We start from the raw sequence: 18,436 nt of genomic DNA on the forward strand, positions 1-18,436 counted from the left end.
CGCTTTTAAGGGGCGCGGGGAACGGCGCGACCAGCCACGACGACGCCGCAGCCGACCGAAGACCCCTCCCGACACTTTTAGCGGAGCGTCTAGGTACAGGGATCGTCATGACGCCGCGGCCGCCTCGGCCTCGGCGGTGGTGAGGAACTTCAGGTTGGTGACGTGCTCGTTGTAGAACCACTGGATCTCGTCGGTGGTGTAGAACCAGCTCGGCTTCTTCATCGAGTCGGCGACGACCAGCCCGTTGATCACCAGGTTCTCGAACGTGACGTTGTTGATCGCGTGTTCGGCGTCGTAGCCGAGGAAGAGCGACGGGTTGGCATGCGTGCCCGTGTAGCTGAGGTTCTTGACGTACACGTCCTCGATGCCGCGGCCGACCGAGGTGTTGTACTTCGTGTTGAACATGACCTTCATGTAGATGACCTGGCCCCAGCGGAAGTCCTCGATCCGGACGTCCTCTATGTGGACGTTCTTGATCAGGTTGGAGTCGCCGGGGTTGAGGGCGATGCAGCCCTGGTAGTTCATCTGGGGTTCGCGGTGGTCGAGGACGTCGATGTTCTTGATGACGAGGTTCTCGATCGTCTCGGGGGCGTCGGAGTTGCCGTGCGTGCCGACGTTGATCGGGTGGGCGACGTCGGCCCACAGGGTGCAGTTCCTGACGGTGATGTCGCGGGTGTCGCCGTAGTAGTCCCAGCGGTGGCAGTAAATGGCGATGCAGTCGTCGGAGTTGCGCATGAAACAGCCGTCGAAGGTGATCCCGGTCGAGGAGAAGACGTCGAAGCCGTCGCCGTTGCCCTTCGAGCTGAACGCCCGCGCCTTGGTGACGTGGACGTTCTCGCTCTCGCCGAACGTGCCCGCGTAGCCGGCCGGGTTGAGGATGATGACGTTCTCGATCCGGATGTTCTTGCTGCCCTCGCTGAGGATCGCGCCACCGGGGTTGTTGTAGAGCACCCCGTGTCCGATGAGGCGGGACTTCTCCACGTCCTTGAAGTAGACCTGCGCGGTCAGGACGGCGCCGCCCGCGAGGTAGACGGTCTTGCCGCTGGGGACGGTGAGGACGTTGCCGGTGACGGTGTGGACGCCGGGGCCGAAGTAGATGACGTTCGGGTCGTCGGGGGACGGGGTGTGGTGCTCGACGCGGTTGGTGATCAGGTGGAGGGCGTCGAAGATCTCGTCGTTGATCTGAACGACGACGTCCTTGGGCTCGTCGAGGGTGAACCGCAGGGTGTCGCCGAGGAGTTCGGGCGTGATGCCCAGCGCGTCCGGTCTCACCCGGGCCTTGGTGGTGCCGCCCTTGAGGTACGTCACCTCGATCTCGACCGAGCCGTCGAAGTCGAAGTACGCCATCGACGAGTTGTAGACCTTGCCCGACCCGGTGGTGGCGTTGATCTCCTCGAACTGCGGCCGGTAGATGTCGAGGGTCTGCCAGGCGCCGTGCGGGGTGCTGCGGACCCGCACCTGGAAGCTGGTGTTGGTCGGCATGGTCGCCGGACGCGGGTAAGTGACCAGCTTGGGGCGGGAGTTGTGGCCGCCACCGGCGTGGGCCGCCGTGGCGGTCAGGCCGGTCAGCCCGGCGGCGAGGGCGGTGGCGCCGGCCGCTTGGAGGGCGGTGCGACGGGACAGGGGTGTGTTCATGGTGCGACTCCTTGCAACAGGGCGAGAAGAGGGCTTACTTGAGGCCGGTCGTGGACATCCCGGCGACGAACCCCCGCTGGGCGACGAGGAAGACCAGCAGGATCGGGACGACGTACATCACGGAGGCGGCGGCCTGGAGGTCGGCGACCGGGGTGCCGGCCGAGGTGACGTAGGTGGACATGACGGCGACCGCGAGGGTGGTGCGGTCGGTGGACAGGAGGAGTTGCGGGGCGATGTAGTCGCCCCAGGTCCACGTGAAGGCGATCACGAAACTCGCACTCAGGACCGGCCAGGACTGCGGCAGGAAGATCCGCCAGAAGATGGTGGCGTAGCCGCAGCCGTCGACGATCGCGGCCTCCTCCAACTCCCTTGGCAGGCCCGCGAAGAACTGCCGGAAGAGGAAGACGAGATACGGCGCGGCGGCCAGTCCCCACAGCACCCACGGCCAGTAGATGTCGACCATGCCGAGCTTCGCGAAGATCAGGTAGGTCGGCAGCAGGGTGATCATCTGGGGCAGCATCATCGAGCCGAGCAGGATGCCGAACAGGGTCTTCTTGCCGGGTGCGGAGAGGCGGGCGAAACCGAAGCCGACCCACGCCGAGCTGAGAGTGACGAGCGTGGCGTAAATGGTCGCGATGATCAGGGAGTTGCGGGCGTAGCCGAGGAAGTCGATGAGTTGGTAGGCGTCGGCGAAGTTGTGCCACTGGATGTGCTGGGGCAGCCAGTGCACGGGCGAGGCCGCGAGTTCGGCGGGGGTCTTCAGACCGGCGAGGACGAGCCAGCCGAAGGGGCCGAGGAACAAGCCGGTGACGGCGACGAGGACGGTGTAGAGGACCAGGCGGCCCGCCCGTACCCGGACCGGGGACTTCGCCAACGGGCTGACGGCGCTCACTTGTTGGCCTCCGGGGCGACGTTGTAGAAGACCACGCCGGACGTGAACCTGAAGATGAGTCCGGTCACGGCGAGGATCAGGACGAAGAGCACCCACAGCAGTGCGGAGGCGTAGCCGTAGCGGCCGAGCGCGAAGTACTCCGCGAACACGTGCATCATGTAGAGGTAGTTGGACTGCGGGATGGCGGTGACGCCGCCCGTGGTGCCGTCGGGGGCCAGCAGGAGCGGCATGATGGTCTGCACGGAGGCGATCACGCCGGTCACGGTCTGGAAGAGCAGCACCGGCGACAGCAGCGGCACGGTGATGCTGCGGAAGGTCCGCCAGGCGCTCGCGCCGTCGATGCGGGCCGCTTCGTGGAGTTCACGGGGTACGTCCTGGAGCCCAGCCAGCGAGATGATCATGACGTTTCCGGCGCCCCACAGCACGCTCATCAGCAGCACGTAACGGGCGTAGGGATCGGCAAGCCAGCCAAGGGCGTTGATGCCGAAGATGTTCAACACCCCGTTGGCGGCACCGGAGTTCTGGTCGAAGAGCTGCTTGAAGGCGATGCCCGCGCCGACCGGCGGCACCACCGCGGGCAGATAGAGCAGGGTACGGAACAACCCGCGTGCCGTGAGCGGCCGGTTGACCAGCACCGCGAGCCCGAGCCCGGCCGCGATCGACAACGGCACGGAGGTCACCGCGAACAGTCCCGTGCGGCCCAGCGCGTGCCAGGTCACCGAGTCGGAGACCAGCTCACGGTAGTTGCCGAGGCCGACGTAGCGCCAGTGCGGGGAGATGCCGTCGAACGTGGTGAAGCTCAGCCACAGCGCGTACGCCATGGGGACGACGGTCAGCAGCAGGAAGCCGACGATCCAGGGCGAGGTGAACATGTAGAACGCGCGGTGCCTGCGCCCGGTCGCGGTGGTCCGCGGCTGCCGTACCGCCCGCGCCCGTTCACCGCTCGCGGCCGAGCCGGGGCGGCCCGTGACCGAGGTGATCTGATCGACCGTCATCCCACTTGCTCCTTACCGCGCTTGAGCTGCTCGTTCATGGACGAGTTCAGCCGGCCCGCGAGGGTGTCGACGGTGATCCCGCCCGACATGGCGGCGGGGGCGGCCTGGTTGAAGAGGGCGGCGAGCGCGTCGGCCGAGGCGTAGGGCGTGAAGGCGGTCACCGAGAAGTGCTTCAGCTCGGCCTCCTGCACCCGCAACACCCGCTTCTGGTACGACTCCTGACTGGGCATCAAGGGGCGCAGGGACTTCAGGCTCGGGATGCCCCAGCCGCTCGACGCGCGTTCCTTGGCCGGTGCCTCGCCGAAGAACCACTCGAAGACCCGCCACGCGGCGTCCTTGTTGGGGGCCTTCTTCGGCATCCACAGCCCGGTGCCGCCCTGACAGGGGCTCAGGCGCGGGCCGCCCGCGAAGACCGGGGCGGGGGCGAGCCGGGACACCCGGGCCAGTTTCCTGTCGGTGTCGATCATGCCGCCGAGCCAGTAGCCGCTGCCCGTCATGGCCATCCGGCCGGCCTGATAGGTGGGCCCGTCCCAGCCGTTGGGGTCGGGCTGGATCAGGCTCGGGCCGACCTTGGCCCGGCAGTAGTCGATGTACCAGGCCAGCGCCTTGCGCGCCTCGGGGGTGGTGAAGTCGACGCGGGAGAAGTCGTCGCTGAACAGGTTGCCACCGGCGGCGGCCGTCAACCCGGCCAGCAGACCAGGGGCGTTGAGCCCGTTGTAGCTGCCGCCGAAGACGGTCGTCTGCCCGTTCTTGCGCCGGGTGAGGCGCTTGGCGTCCTCCAACCACTGTTCGTAGGTGACCGGTTGAGTCTCCGACGGGTAGGCGACGCCCGCTGTGTCGAAGTGCGCGGTGTTGTACCAGTACATGGAGTCCTGGGAGAAGTCCTTCGCCATGCCGTAGCGCGGACCCTTGCCCTGGGTGTGTCCGTCGTAGCGCCACAGGTCGTTGACCGGATCGAGGTCGTCGACCTTGAGGACGGTGCTCGCGGCGAAGTACGGGTCGAGGTTCTCGACGACGTCCCGGGCCACGAAGTACGGGGCGTCCACGGCGCCGACGCCGCGCACCAGGTCCGGTGGGGCACCGGTGGTCATCATCGCGATCAGCTTGGTGAGGTCGTAGCGCACCAGGTGGATCTTGATGCCAAGGTCCTTGTGGGCCTGCGTGATCTGGTCGGTGGTGATGTCGCCGTCCTTGACCATCACCGTGACGGTCTCGCCCGCACCGCTCACCCCGGTCGACACCTGGAGGGCGCAGCCGTTGAGCACCGCCGCGCCGGCCGCCGCACCGCTCGCCGAGAGGGCGAGAAATCGTCGGCGGCTCAGGGGCGCACCAGCACGTGGGTGCATGACCGCACCACCTCCAATAGAAACCGGTTGTCACGCGTTGGGGCAGAGCTTCTTCCGGCTCGGAAACGGCGTCAAGGCCTTGGGCGAACTTTCGAAAAGACTGGGTAACCTCGGCGAGACAGGTCCGGAACGTGGTCGCCTAGAAACCGGTTGTCGACCAGGCAGGGCCGAAGCCCCGGGAATCCGATGGCCGAACTGCCGGGAGTCCGGCCGCTGTTCGGGCCGTCAGTGCAGGTCGGCGGCCTGCTCGGGGGTGTCGTCGAGGAAGCCGCCCGACTGGTGCCGCCAGAGCTTCGCGTAGGCGCCGTCCGCGGCCAACAGCTCCTGGTGCGCGCCCTGTTCGACGATCCGGCCGCGGTCGAGGACGACGAGCCGGTCCATGCCGGCGACGGTGCTCAGTCGGTGGGCGACGACGAGTGCGGTCCGGCCCTCCATGAGCCGCCACAGCGCTTCCTGGACGAGGATCTCGCTCTCGGAGTCGAGGGCGCTGGTCGCCTCGTCGAGGAGCAGGATCGGGGCGTCCCGCAGGATCGCGCGGGCGAGGGCGACGCGTTGGCGCTGTCCGCCGGAGAGCTTGATGCCGCGCTCCCCCACCATCGTCTCGAATCCGTCCGGCAACGCGTCGGCGAACTCGGTGACGTGCGCGGCCTCGGCGGCCCGGCGGACCTCGGCGTCGGTGGCGTCGGGCCGGGCGAAGGTGAGGTTCTCGCGCAGGGTGCGGTGGAACATCGCCGGGTCCTGCGGGACGTAGGCGATCAGGCTGCGCAGGTCGGCCTGGCGCAGCTTGCTGATGTCCTGGCCGCCGATCAGGATGCGGCCGGCGTCGATGTCCGTCATCCGCAGCAGCAGTCGGCTGAGGGTGGTCTTGCCGCCGCCGGACCGGCCGACGAGGCCGATCTTCGTGCCGCCGGGCACGGTCAGGTCGAGCCCGTCGAAGAGGGTGTCGGCGCCCGCGTGGGCGAAGGTCACGTTCTCGAAGCGCACGTCGGTGGCCCGGGACCGCAGCGGCTCGGGCGAGGCCGGGTCGACCACGGTGGGCGGGGCCATCAACAGCTCGGTGAACTGGGCGGCTTCGGTCATCGAGCTTTCCAGGCGCCGGTAGATCTGGTTGAACTCGAACATGATCCGGGTCGCGTTCGTGTAGTACGTGAACGCGACCACGACCGCCTCGACGCCGTGTTCACCGCCGCCGAGGGCCACCGCGAGGAGCAGGCCGAGCGCGTTGGTGAGCACGGAGAGCGGCGCGACGAGGGTGTCGATGCGCAGGTTGCCGTAGTCCCAGGAGCGGAGCGTGAGGCGCCTCGACTGGGCGACGCGGGAGCGGTGTTCGGCGGCCTCGCGTTCCTCGGCGGCGAACGCGCGGACCGTGTCCATGTTCATCAGGCTGTCGGCGACATGGCCAGACACCCGGGCGATGGCCTCCTCGCGCAGGTCGACGAGTGCCTGGCGGCGCCGGATGAGGGGGGCGACGACCAGGGCGGTGAGCGCGATCATCGCCAACAGGCCTACGACGAGCAGTGGTTCGTAGCGCCACAGCACGACCGAGCCGAACAGCAGCGGGACCAGGCTGCCCACCACCTGGAACGTCATCGTGTCGACGAACTCCTCGAAGCGGGAGGCGAAGCTCAACACCCTCTTGGTGAGCGACCCGGCGAAGTTGTCGTGGAAGAACGCGGCGTCCTTGGCGAAGAGTTCGTCCATGCCGATCACATACAGGTGCTCGATGCCGAGCGCGTCCAGCCGGTTCAGACAGTGCAGTCCGAGGCGCCAGAACACCTCGGCGAGCAGCAGCACTCCGGCGAACCCGAGGACGTACGGCAGTGTCGTGCGGACGCTGATGTCCGCGTCTGCGGCGATGCGGCCGACGAGCTTGGCGACGATCAGCGGCGCGATGTAGTTGATGCCGATGTTGCCCACCGCGGGCAGCAGAGTCGCGGGCGCGGTCCAGCGGCGGAGCCGGGCCAACTCCCGTCCGTAGTAACGAAGTGCGAGTAACACCGAGCCCTTGCGCGGCCCGACGTCGCGCGATTCAGGCGATCCCATCCCCACCCCAGGGTGTCGTCCAACGCCCGGCATACGGACTGGCCAGGACTGGCAGTGTCCCGCGACGGCGTCCGTGCAGTCCAAGCGTTTTTCCCTCAACAGCAGGGGTGCGGAGGGGGCGTTGAGGGGCTTGCGGGGACACCGTGCCGACGTATTCTGCGACCGTGGCGATCATTGCGGACAGCGAACCGACGCGGCCCACCGGCGGACCGATGCGGCTTCCCGACATGCCGTTGCACGATCCGTTCGTCGTCGCCGACGACACGACCCGCACGTACTACCTCTACACGTCCAACGACCCTTCCGTGTCAGGGGTGGAGGGCGTCGGCACGATGGTCTACCGGAGCCGTGACCTGCGTGACTGGACGCGTCCCGTGGTGGTGTTCCTGGCGGCGGAACAGGACAACCTCTGGGCGAGCGACGGTGGTTGGGCGCCGGAGGTGCACGCGTGGCAGGGCAGGTACTACCTGTTCACCACGCTGCACGACGAGGGCAGTCCGCTGCCGGTGCCCCCAACTGGCCGGTGGGGCACACCGTTTCAGCTCGCGAACCATCGGCGGGGCACGATCACGGCCGTGTCCGAATCCCTGCTCGGCCCCTTCACATCGGTCGACCCCGGACGCCCCACCCCGCCCGAGCGCCTCATGACCCTGGACGGCACGCTGTACGTCGACCCGTCCGGGCAGCCGTGGATGGTGTACGCGCACGAGTGGCTGCAGACCGTCGACGGCACGATGGAGGCGATCCGGCTCGCCCCGGACCTGACCGGGACGGTCGGCGACCCGGTCTTCCTGTTCAAGGCCTCGGACGCGCCCTGGATCGGCGAGGAGATCCCGGCCGGCGCACCGCACCAACTCCCGCCGTACGTCACGGACGGACCGCAGCTGTACCGCGCCCCCGACGGGTCGCTGCTCATGCTCTGGTCGACGTACGAGAAGAACGTCCTCGGCGCGGACGGCAGCCTCACCGGGGGCTACGTCCAGACCTACGCCGTCTCCAAGTCCGGTGAGATCCAAGGGCCTTGGCGGCAGGAGCGGCCGTTGGTGCGGGAGGACAGCGGGCACGGGATGCTGTTCCGGACGTTCGAGGGGCAGTTGATGATGATCCTGCACCGGCCGTTCGAGAACGCGCGGGGGAAGTTGTACGAGATGGACGTCGTCGGTGATGAGTTGCGAGTGCTGCGGCAGCGCGTCGATCTGGACGGCGGCGGGTGATCCAGCTGCTCCCAACTTCTTTGCGGCCACTGCTCGTTACTGCTTGACCGCGCCCGCCAGCCCGTTGATGAAGAAGCGCTGCAGCACGATGAAGATCAGGACGATGGGCAGCAGGGTGATGACCGAGCCCGCGCACACCAGGGTCCACGCGGTGGAGTTCTGGCCGATGAAGTTGAACATGCCCACGGACAGGGTGTGGAGTTCGGGCCGGGACAGGGTGAAGACCAGGGGGATGAAGAAGCTGTTCCAGGCGTTGATGCAGGCGAACAGGCCGACGGTCGCCAGCATCGGTCCGGAGAGCGGGAGCATGATCCGCCAGAAGATCTGGTGGAAGTTGGCTCCGTCCACGCGGGCCGCGTCCTCAAGGCCCCGGTCGATCGTCGTGAAGTAGCCCATGAAGAGGAAGGTGCCGAAGACCATCCCGCCCGCCGACTGGACGATGACCACCGACCAGAGGGTGTTGAGGAGATGGAGGCGCTGGATGAGGTCGAAGACCGGGATGATCGTGTAGCCGTGCGGCAGGAACAGCGTCACGCCGACGAGACCGAGCCAGATCTTCTTGCCGGGGAAGTCGGTGCGGGCCAGGACGTAGCCCGCCATGGAGGTGGCGAGCAGGGTGACGATGACCGTGCCGGTCGCGAACAGGACCGTGTTGACGAAGAACTTGCTGAAGTCGGCCTGGGTCCAGGCCTCGCTGTAGTTGGACCAGTGGAACTCGGACGGGATCGGGTTGAGCCCGCCGGAGAAGAAGCCGTCGGTGCTCTTGAGTGAACTGCCGAGCGCCCACAGGAACGGGTAGAGCCAGACGAGGCCGCCGCCGAGCAGTGCGAGATAGAGCAGACCGCGTCGGCCTCGGCGCAGGCTCAACTGCGTTCGCAGGCGCGGGCGTTGGGACAGTGTGGACATCGACGTGACCCTTTGCTGGTTGGCGGCCGTTGACCGGTTGGCTTATTGGTTGGCGGCCGTGCGCCGTCGGCTGATCCCGCGCAGGGCGAGGACCTGGAGCGCGGAGAACACGATGAGCAGCAGTCCGTAGAGGAACGAGGCGGCGGACGCCAGGCCGATGTCGGGCTGCGCGGCGGCGCCGGCCGAGCCACCGAAGGCCAGGTGGTAGATGTACGTGTTGACGACCTCGGTGGCGAAGTACGGGCCGCCGCCGGTGAGGACCTGCACCAGGTCGAAGACCTGGAAGCTGCCGATGAACGCCAACACCACGATGACGACGCCGACTTGGCGCAGCATCGGGATGGTGATGCGGAAGAAGGACTGCACGGGTCCGCAGCCGTCGAGCTTCGCCGCCTCGTACAACTCGGCCGGGATGGTCTGCAGTCCGGCGAGGAAGTAGACGAGGTTGTAGCCGAGGGTGTGCCAGATACCGATCGCGATGATCACGGCGAGCGCGGTGTGCGGGTCGCCGAGCCAGTCGATGTGCCCGTCGGTCATGCCGGTCTTGGCGAGCAGACTCCCCGCCGAATCACCGAAGTTGGCGAGCATGAGCTGGATGACGACACCGACGACCGCGGCCGAGGTGACGACGGGGATGAAGTAGACGGTCCGGAAGAACAGCGCGAACTTGAGCTTCGGGTTGTTCAGTACCAGCGCGAGCGCCAACGCCAGCAGGAGCTGCACCGGGACGAGGACGAAGGCGTAGACGAAGGTGTGCTCGACCGCGCCCCAGAAGATGCTGTCGCTCAGGATCTGCCGGAAGTTGGCCAGGCCCACGTAGTTGCCGGGCTCGCCGATGCCGTTCCAGCGGTAGAAGGTGTAGCCGAAGGACGCGAAGATCGGGTAGACCACAAAGGCCAGCAGGAGTACGGCCATGGGGGCCAGATAGAGGTACGACCACTTGGCGGCGCGGATGCGGCGGCCGAGGCCGGGGCGGGCGGCGACCGGGGGTGGAGTCGGGGGCGTTCGCCGGAGCTCGCGGGTGTCGAGGAGTGACATGGTGACGGCTCACGCCTTCTTCTTCGTGGTGTACGGCTTGGTGGGGTCCCAGTCCGGGAAGACGTAGTCGGACGTGCTGACCTTCTTGCCCTGCTTGGCCACCGCGGCGACCGCGTCGGACAGGAGCTGGAACTTCTTGTCGGCCAGGCTGGTCAACGCGCCTTGTACGTCCTTGATTTGACCGGTGTAGACGCCGGTCACCACATCGCTGATGTCCGGCTTGGGGACACCGGGCGCGACGCCGGCCAGCTCCGGGTTGCGCACGAGGGGCACCGGGCCGCGCAGCACTTGCTCGGTCATGCCGATGAAGGCGGCGAAGGGCTTGGAGTCGATGCCGTCCGGGTCGTTGTCGGCGGGGTGGGCGGAGACGCCGTTGAGGTCCTGCACCCAGCGGCGTCCGGCGGCGGGTGACGTCAGCGCGTCCAGCCACTGGAAGCCCTCGTGCGCCTTCTTGCTCTTGGCGGAGACCGCGGCGAAGGTACCGTTGCCGACCGGGTCGGCGTAGTAGAAGCCCTTCGGTGTCGTGGTCGGCGAGGGCAGGGTGACCAGGCTGTAGTCGGTGAACTTGTGCTGGGTCCACTCGGGTTGGTTCCACACGCCGCCGACGGTCATGCCGAACTTGCCGCGCTCGAAGAACGCGCGGGCCGCTTCGTCGGACAGGCTCACGGAGTTGGGGTGGAAGAAGCCGCGCTTCTTCCATTCGACGAACAGCTCCAGGAAGTCGGCGTACGCGCGGTCGGTGCCGAACGTCCATTTGCCGACGCGGTAGTCCATGCCGGTGCCGGGCACGGTGGGGGCGCCGCCCGGTGCGCCGGCTCCGCGGACGAACAGGTCCAGCCACCAGGCGAGGACGCCGATGCCGTCGGCGTTGCCGAAGCCGAAGCCGTACGACTTGCCGCCGCTCTTCTTGGTGATCGTCTGGGCGGCGCTGGTGACTTCGTCCCAGGTGCGGGGGATCTTGACGCTGCCGTCGGGGTTCGTCAGGCCGACGGACTTGAAGACGCCGTGGTGGATGTAGAGCTGGAGTTGCGGGCCGGACCCCTTGAGCGGGGCCGAATAGACCTTGCCGTCAAAGACGTTGGCGCCTTCCAGGAAGGTGCCCTCGGGGAAGCGTGACTGCCATGCCGGCGTCGCCCACTCGTCGAGCGGGTACAGCCAGCCCTTGGCGACCTGCTCGGCGACGCTGGGGACCTGCGGAATCATGAAGACGTCCGGCGGGTTGCCGCTGCGGTTGGCGAGCGCGACCAAGTCCGGGTATTTGGCGTTCTGTTGGGTGGTCTTCTTGACGCTGACGCCGCTGTGGCCCTTCTCGAAGAGCTCGATCTCCTTGTCCACCCAAGGGGCTTGGGTGACGTACCAGTCCCAGTACGTGAGCGCGTCCGCCGACGACGAGGGGGAGCCGGAGCCGCACGCGCTCAGGCCGCCGCCCAGGGCGAGGGTGCCGGCGCCGAGTGCGGCGGTGCGCAGGAGGCCGCGTCTGGAGACGTTCGACGAAGTCATCTGGTGTTCCTCCGAAGCGGAGAAGAGGGATGCGGTGGGGATGCGAAGCGCATGCCAGGGGATGCCGAGCGGCATGTAACGTTCACTGAACCGTTTACAGTAACCGGGACGTTAAGGGCAGGTCTCGCAGCCGTCAAGAGGTTCGGCGATCCTGGACAACTTCCAACAGGTGCCTGCATCTTGGGCGTAGAGAAACTCTCGCCAGTTGTGTAACTTTTTCATCGGTGTTACTTACATCGGCAGTTCACCGGGGCGAGGAGATGCAGAGCATGGCTCAAGGTCGGGGTTCCGCAGGCCGGGCGACGATCCGTGACGTGGCGTCGCGTGCGGGCGTGTCCGTCGCCACCGTCTCGCGGATTCTCAGCGGGGCGTACACCGCTCCCCCGGCGACGCACGAGCGGGTCATGCAGGCCGTGCAGGACCTCGACTACGTGGTCAACGCCAACGCCCGCTCCCTGAACACGGCTTCGGGGATGGTGGCGATGGTGGTCAACGACATCACCTCGCCGTTCTTCATGAACGTCGCCTCCGGAGTGGAGGAACAGGCCGTCGCCGACGGTCGCGTCTGCCTGGTCTGTTCCACCCAGGGCGTCCCGGAGCGCGAGCTGTCGGTGATCGAGCTGATGCGTCAGCGGGGTGCGGAGGCGATCATCCTGGTCGGCGGCATGGCCGAGACCGAGGAGCATCTCACCCAACTCACCACCGCCGCCGAGGGGTTGGAGCGGGCGGGCTCACGTCTGGTGCTCTGCGCCCGGCCATGGAAGGGCGGTGCGAAGGCGCCGGTGGATGTCGTGGAGTGCGACATGGAGAGCGGCGCCTTCGCCGCCACCAGCCATCTGCTGTCCGCCGGGCACACCCGGGTGGCCCATCTGGCGGGCCCGCACGAGTTCAGCGTGGCGGGCCAGCGTCTGGAAGGGTACGAACGGGCGTTGCGCGCGCACGGCGTCAAGCCCGACCCGGCGCTCGTCGCCGAGAGCGACATGACGCGGGAGTCCGGCTACGAGGCGGCCTGCCGTCTGCTGACCGACACCGACGCCACCGCGATCTTCTGCGCCAGCGACATGAGCGCGGCCGGTGCCATCGCCGCCGCCCGTGACCTGGGCCGTTCGGTCCCCGACGACCTCTCCGTGGTCGGCTTCGACGACATCCCGCTCGCCGAGGACCTCTACCCCCGGCTGACCACGGTGCACGTCCCGCAGCAGGAACTCGGCCGCTCCGCGACCCGGTTGGCCCTGCACCGCCGCCCCATGGACCCGCCGAGCCGCCGCGTGGTGCTCGGCTCACACGTCGTCGTACGCCAGTCGGTGGCGCCCCCGGCCCGCCTCAACACCGTTGGAAAGGTGGACAGTTGATACCGGAGGACCGGCTCCTCTCCCCGCACACCGGCTGGACGCGTACCCACTGGGAGGCGCTGGCCGACGCCCAACTGACCGCCGTCCGCCCGTACGCCACCGACCGCCACGCCCTGCTCCATCTCCCCGGCCCGGCCAGCCGCAACGGCCGGCACAGCGACGGCCTCGAAGGCTTCGCCCGCACCTTCCTCCTCGCGGGCTTCCGCCTGGCCCAGTCCGGTGACAACGACCCGCACGGCCACGCCAGTTGGTACGCCGAGGGCCTGACCGCCGGCACGGACCCGCACTCGCCGGAACACTGGCCGGGCATGCGCGAGTGCGGGCAGGCCAAGGTGGAGTGCGCGTCGGTGGCGATCGCGCTGCACGAGACCCGGCCCTGGATCTGGGACCGGCTCGACGACGGCGTACGGCAACGGATCGTCGCCTGGATGACGGAGCTGCTCGGCAGCGAGGTTCCCGACAACAACTGGGTCTGGTTCAGGGCGATCACATCGGCGTTCCTGCGCTCGGTCGGCGCCCCCTGGAGCGCGCCCGACGTCGACCACGCGATCGCGCGCACCGAGGCCTGGTACGCGGGCAAGGGCTGGTACTCCGACGGAGGCGGCACCGGCGGCCCGTTGCGGCACTTCGACTACTACTCGGGCTGGGCGATGCACTACTACCCGCTCTGGTACTGCCGTATCTCCGGCGCCGACGTGGATCCCGCCCTGCTCCCCCGCTACCGGGCCCGGCTGCGCCGCTACTTGGCCGACGCCCAGCATCTGGTGGCGGCCGACGGCGCCCCGGTGCACCAGGGCCGCTCCCTGACGTACCGCTACGCGATGCTCTGCCCGCTGTGGGCGGGCGCCGTCTTCGACGCCACTCCCCTGCCGGCGGGCCGTACCCGCCGCCTGGCGAGCGGAGTCCTTCGGCACTTCACCGAGGCCGGCTGCTTCGACGGGCGCGGGCTCCAACCGCTGGGCTGGCACGGGGAGTTCACGTCCATCCGGCAGCCGTACTCCGGGCCCGGCTCACCGTACTGGTCGAGCAAGGGCTTCGCCGGGCTGGTCCTGTCGGCGGAACACCCGGTGTGGACGGAGAAGGAGGAGGCCCTGCCGATCGAAACCCGGGACGTGCGACGGACGTTGACCGCCCCGGGGTGGCTCGTCTCCGGCACGGCGGCGGACGGTGTCGTACGCGTCGTCAACCACGGCAGCGACCACGCCTTCGGTGACGCCACCGCCTCCGAGGCGGACGACCCGGTCTACAGCCGCCTCGCCTACTCCTCCCACGCCGCCCCCGACAGCACGGAGTTGAGCCTGAACGACCCGCTCGACTCGCACATCGCGCTGCTCGACGCCGAGGGACGGCCCTCGCATCGCCGACCGCTGACCCGGCTGCACCTGGGTGTGCGTACGGCGGTCTCCCGGCATCGCGCGCACTGGCCGGCCGGTCCGGTACCCGCTCCGTACGCCCACGATCCCGCGCCCAACTTCCGTACAGGACCGTGGATCACGACGGCGTCCGTGCTGAACGGGCCGCTGGAGGTGCGGCTCGTTCGGGTCGACGGGTCGGTGCGGGAGCCGTTGCGGCTGCGGCTCGGTGGCTACTGCCTGGCCGCGACCGAACCGCCGGACGTGCACCTGTTGCCCCAGCCGGCCGCGTGGGTGCGCAGCCCGACCGGCCTTTCCAGCACGGTGGTTGGGCTGCGCGGCTTCGACGAGGCGGGCATCGCCACCACGCGCGACGCCAACGCCTTCGGGCCGCACTCGGCGACACCTTGGCTCGCTACGACGGCGGAGGTCCAACTGGGCGCGGTCTACGCAGCGTTGGTCTGCCTCTCCGGAGTGGCCGCGGGGCCGGGTGCCGCCGAAACGGTACGGCTGGAGGTCTGTTACGACGGTGACGGCAGCGCCCTCGCCGCCGTCACCTGGCCCGACGGGACGTTGGACAACGTCCGCCTGGAGCCGCCGAGTTGATGAACGGGACGGGGTGGGACGCGGGCTGTCAGGGGCCCACGCCCCACACCGCGATCACGTGCCGTCGATGAGCCTGACGGCGAGATCGGGACTGAACTGACCGGCGGGCACGGTCGGTGCGACGCCGCACTGCCCGTCGGAGTTGCCCGGTGTCTTGACCCACAGGAGCAGGTCCTCGGCACCTCCCACCCGTGGAGTGACGCCGAGTTTGCGTCCGGCGGGGTTGCACCACTCGCCGTTGGAGCCGTTGCCGTTGCGGCTGGTGTCGACGGCGAAGTGGGAGGTGCCGCCGAGCGCCGAGTTGATCGAGTTGCCGTAGGTCTCCGAGGACGGGGTGGTGTAGAAGTTCGAGACGTTCAGGGAGAAGCCGCGGATGTTGGCCACGCCGGCCGACCTCAGGCGGCTCGCCATGGTCGCGGGGTCCACCCAGTTGGTGTGTCCGGCGTCCAGGTACGCCCAGGTATTGGGTGCCTTCTGCTGGAACATCTGGGTGGCGTAGGAGAGCATCGCGAGGCGGTCGCTGATCTGTGCACTGGTCAGGCAGCTGAAGTCCGAGAGGGCGTCCGGCTCGATGACGACGACGGCGGGGTGGGTGCCGACCGCCGCCGCGAAGGTGGAGATCCAGGTGCGGTACGCGGCCACGCTGCCCGCACCGCCGGAGGACTCGCCGCCGCACGCGTCCCGGCCCGGGATGTTGTACGCGACCAGGACCGGCAGTTTGTCGTGGCTGTCGGCGGCGCCGACGTAGCCGGACACGGCCGGTCCGATGCCCGCGCTCTCGTTGGCGAACCAGCGGGCGATCGGCTGGGAGGCGATAGCCGACTGGATGCGGGCGGCGCGGGAGTCGGAGGGGTTGTTGCGGACCCAGACAGCTGGGCCGGAGTCGGGGTTGGAGTAGAAGCCGCTCGTCAGGGAGACCGGGCTGGCGGCTGCCGCCGAACCGGCCGCGAGGAGCGGGAGCGGGGCAACCAGCAGGCAGACCAGGGCAGTTCGCAACGTGGCGGTCTTGAGCGAGGCGGTCTTGAGGTTGGCCGTCTTGAGCTTGGCCGTCTTGAGCGTGGCGGTTCGCAGCGCGGCGGATTTCGACGCGGCGGATTTCCGCGGGCCGGTGTTCAGTGAGGCGGTTCCCAGAGGGTTGGCTTTGAGCAGGGCTTTCCAGCGCATGGTGCGTCCCTATCTCTCGGGGCGGGGCTGCCGCGAGCCCCTCGGCTCGGCTCCCGCCCGCGCTCGTCCAAGCGCGGGCGGAGCCACGGCGGTGCGGTCATTGAGGCCGCGGTGCTCAGCGCGCGGAGTCGGCGGCGAACGTCGCCACCCAGGCCAGCGCGGAGTTCCAGTTGATGGCGATCTCGTTGGTCGAGTACGAGTAGATGTCGTCGATGTAGCAGGTGGCGGGGGCGCAGCCGACCAGGTTCTGTTGCGCGACCGGGTCCTGGAGGGCCGAGTCGGGGCCGCCGGCGAGCGAACCGGCAGGCGGGCTGGGCAAGTTGGCGTCGATCTGGTGGGCCCAGATGCGGTTGTGCTGGTTGTGGCTGGCCCGGGTGCCGTAGCCGGTGACGAAGGACTGGTTCAGGGCGTTGCGGCCGAGGAGATAGTCCATCGATTCCAGGACGGCGCTGCGGTAGCTGTCCCGGTGGGTGAGGTCGTAGGCGGTCGCGATGACCATGGCGTTGTTCGCGGTGACGCTGTTGGAGCCCCAGACGTAGGCGCCGTCGGTGGGCAGGTTGGGGTTCGGGTAGCCCTGTGACCGCTCGTCGCGTACGAACCCGTCGGCGACGGCGAGGACCCGCTTGCGGGCGGCGGCGACCATGCGGGCGGGGAAACGGCTCGGCAGCCGGACGACGGTGAGGTCGGCCAGCGCGCCGGTGTCCCGCCAGGAGAACCCGGCCGGGGTGATCTCCGTGTCGATGCGGGCAAGGTAGGCACGGTCGTGCGTGGTTGCGTACAACTCCGTTGCGGCCCAGGAGAATTCGTCGGTCACGTCCGTGTCGGCGTACGCTCCGCCGCCGACACTGTCGCTGCTCGGGGCGTACACGTCGGGGTGGGCGAGCGCGGCCTTCCAGGCGGTCTCGGCGGCGGTCAGGCAGGTGTGGGCGAAAGCCGCGTCGTAGCGGGCCCAGACCCTGGCGCACTGGGCGCCCGCGGCTGCCAGGTTGAGGGTCGCGGCCGTGGACGGGGCGTGCAGGTAACGGGGTTGGGAGTCCTGGTCGGGCCGGGTGGGCAGGGCGGTCCACGCCAGGTCGTGGACCTTGTGGTGGACCATGCCGGCCAGCGGTTCGCCCGCCGGAACCTGCATGCTCAGCAGGAACTCCGTCTCCCAACGGGACTCGTCGAGTACGTCCGGGACGCCGTTGTGGTTCTCGGGGATGCTCAGCAGTCCGTCGCGCAGGCCGGCGGTGTCGCCCTCGGCACGGGAGCGTTCGTAGGAGTCCATCAACTGCCAGTCCGCAAGGGCCCCGTTGACGACGTACTTGCCCTGGTCGCCCGCGTCGTACCAACCGCCCTGGACGTCAAGGGAGTAGTCACAAGTGCCGGGCAGGCAGGGCACGTTGGTGTCGCCCTTGTTCGGAGCCACGCCGACGTGTCCGGCGGGACGCGCGTAGGCGTCACCGGCGTACTGCGCCTCGATGGGCGTGCCGCTGCGGACGTCGTAGAAGTACCCCAACGCGTCTTTCCGCAGGGAGATATAGGGGTTCTCCGCGATGGCGAACGGATAGCTGGTCGCGTCGCCGACGACGAGCGTGTATCCCGTACCGGCCTTGCGTACCGAGCTGAAGTCGGCGATGTGCACATGGTCGCCGGAGGCGGTGTCCGTGCCCTGGACACGGGTGCGTCCCGTCCTCACCACCCCACCCGAGTCGTCGAGCAGGCTCCAACGCACGGGCTTCGTCGATGAGTTGACGATCGACGCCTCCTTCGGACCGTGGACCGCGTAGCCGTACTGGTTCGTCCGCACCGGAGAGCCGAAGTCGCGTCCGCCGCCCGGGGGTGTCGCGCCACCGGTGAGGGAGACGTCGTCGAGGCAGAGGGTGAACGGCTGGGCGGCGCCGCCCTGTTGGAAGGAGAGCTGGGCGTGCAGGTTGGCGACGGTGGAGTTGCCGGTGAACTGGAAGGTCTTCGGTGCGGTGGTGATCGCGGCGGTCTTGTTGAAGGTCGTCGTGAACGGGGCGGCGGGCAGCTGCAGTACGGCGTGGATCGACACGTCCCGGGTGGCGGAGGCCGTGAAGCGCAGGGTGTAGGGCTGACCGGTCTCCAGCGGGATGTCGTTCTGGCCGATCATCGAGTCCCAGACGTTGACGGTCCCGCCGGGGACGTCGGCGCACAGGCGACCCAGGTCGACCGTGGAGGGCGTGTTGCCGCTGCTCCACCACGAGGTCCTGCCGTTGTCGAACGTGCCGTTGAGCACCCGCTCGTAGGGCGCGTCGGCGGCCTGCGCGGACGTCACGGGAAGCACGGGGGTCGCGGCCAGGGTGGCGACGGTCAGGGCGGGCGCGAGGAGGACCGCGGCCCATCTGGTCCTGCGGAATCTGGTCTTACGGAAGCTGGTCCTGCGGAACATA

13 protein-coding genes are annotated in these 18,436 nt (G+C 68.6%); 3 read left to right on the forward strand and 10 right to left on the reverse strand.

Features of this window, described 5'->3' with window-relative positions; translation table 11 throughout:
• Positions 1 to 105: 105 nt before the first annotated feature.
• The 5 genes from OG504_RS08870 to OG504_RS08890 all read right to left on the reverse strand — a co-directional run bounded on the left by OG504_RS08870 (position 106) and on the right by OG504_RS08890 (position 6,911).
• Positions 106 to 1,635, reverse strand: a complete 1,530-nt coding sequence (locus OG504_RS08870; protein ID WP_405989264.1) for a glycosyl hydrolase family 28 protein — start codon at positions 1,633 to 1,635, stop codon at positions 106 to 108.
• A gap of 34 nt (positions 1,636 to 1,669) precedes the next feature.
• On the reverse strand, positions 1,670 to 2,527 hold the full coding sequence (locus OG504_RS08875; RefSeq protein WP_405989265.1) for a carbohydrate ABC transporter permease: 858 nt from the start codon (positions 2,525 to 2,527) through the stop codon (positions 1,670 to 1,672).
• Positions 2,524 to 3,522 (reverse strand): carbohydrate ABC transporter permease, encoded by a 999-nt coding sequence (locus OG504_RS08880; protein WP_405989266.1) that lies wholly within the window; start codon positions 3,520 to 3,522, stop codon positions 2,524 to 2,526. The genes OG504_RS08875 and OG504_RS08880 overlap by 4 nt, the downstream gene beginning before the upstream one ends.
• The gene (locus OG504_RS08885; RefSeq protein ID WP_405989267.1) at positions 3,519 to 4,868 is read right to left on the reverse strand and encodes an extracellular solute-binding protein; all 1,350 of its coding nucleotides are present in this window, start codon (positions 4,866 to 4,868) and stop codon (positions 3,519 to 3,521) included. Before OG504_RS08885 ends, OG504_RS08880 begins: the two co-directional genes overlap by 4 nt.
• 225 nt (positions 4,869 to 5,093) lie before the next feature.
• Positions 5,094 to 6,911 (reverse strand): ABC transporter ATP-binding protein, encoded by a 1,818-nt coding sequence (locus OG504_RS08890; RefSeq protein ID WP_405989268.1) that lies wholly within the window; start codon positions 6,909 to 6,911, stop codon positions 5,094 to 5,096.
• A 212-nt stretch (positions 6,912 to 7,123) separates the two neighbouring features.
• Between OG504_RS08890 and OG504_RS08895 the strand changes: the two genes are divergently transcribed.
• Positions 7,124 to 8,125 carry a glycoside hydrolase family 43 protein gene (locus OG504_RS08895; RefSeq protein WP_405996283.1) on the forward strand — a complete coding sequence of 334 codons (1,002 nt, stop codon included), beginning with the start codon at positions 7,124 to 7,126 and terminating at the stop codon, positions 8,123 to 8,125.
• Positions 8,126 to 8,161: 36 nt separating this feature from the next.
• Here the strand turns inward: OG504_RS08895 and OG504_RS08900 are convergent, their stop codons facing one another.
• From OG504_RS08900 to OG504_RS08910, 3 genes are read right to left on the reverse strand one after another with little or no spacing between them, the layout of a single operon-like run.
• Positions 8,162 to 9,031, reverse strand: coding sequence for a carbohydrate ABC transporter permease (locus tag OG504_RS08900; protein ID WP_405989269.1), 870 nt, complete (start codon positions 9,029 to 9,031; stop codon positions 8,162 to 8,164).
• A gap of 42 nt (positions 9,032 to 9,073) precedes the next feature.
• Entirely contained in the window at positions 9,074 to 10,069 is a 996-nt protein-coding gene (locus OG504_RS08905) for a carbohydrate ABC transporter permease (RefSeq protein WP_405989270.1), read from the reverse strand.
• 9 nt (positions 10,070 to 10,078) lie between these two features.
• The gene (locus OG504_RS08910) at positions 10,079 to 11,569 is read right to left on the reverse strand and encodes an ABC transporter substrate-binding protein (protein ID WP_405989271.1); all 1,491 of its coding nucleotides are present in this window, start codon (positions 11,567 to 11,569) and stop codon (positions 10,079 to 10,081) included.
• 269 nt (positions 11,570 to 11,838) lie between these two features.
• Between OG504_RS08910 and OG504_RS08915 the strand changes: the two genes are divergently transcribed.
• Both OG504_RS08915 and OG504_RS08920 read left to right on the forward strand, forming a co-directional pair.
• Positions 11,839 to 12,921: a LacI family DNA-binding transcriptional regulator gene (locus tag OG504_RS08915; RefSeq protein WP_405989272.1), complete on the forward strand. Its 1,083-nt coding sequence runs from the start codon at positions 11,839 to 11,841 to the stop codon at positions 12,919 to 12,921.
• Positions 12,918 to 14,879 (forward strand): DUF2264 domain-containing protein, encoded by a 1,962-nt coding sequence (locus OG504_RS08920; protein WP_405989273.1) that lies wholly within the window; start codon positions 12,918 to 12,920, stop codon positions 14,877 to 14,879. The genes OG504_RS08915 and OG504_RS08920 overlap by 4 nt, the downstream gene beginning before the upstream one ends.
• 54 nt (positions 14,880 to 14,933) lie before the next feature.
• On the opposite strand, the gene OG504_RS08925 is transcribed toward OG504_RS08920, so the two are convergent.
• Positions 14,934 to 16,043: a glycoside hydrolase family 6 protein gene (locus OG504_RS08925; protein ID WP_405989274.1), complete on the reverse strand. Its 1,110-nt coding sequence runs from the start codon at positions 16,041 to 16,043 to the stop codon at positions 14,934 to 14,936.
• A gap of 115 nt (positions 16,044 to 16,158) precedes the next feature.
• Complete coding sequence (locus tag OG504_RS08930) at positions 16,159 to 18,435, reverse strand: glycoside hydrolase family 9 protein (protein ID WP_405989275.1); 2,277 nt, start codon at positions 18,433 to 18,435, stop codon at positions 16,159 to 16,161.
• Position 18,436: the final 1 nt, after the last annotated feature.

It is taken from the genome of Streptomyces sp. NBC_00986 (assembly GCF_045162565.1).
GTDB lineage: Bacteria > Actinomycetota > Actinomycetes > Streptomycetales > Streptomycetaceae > Streptomyces.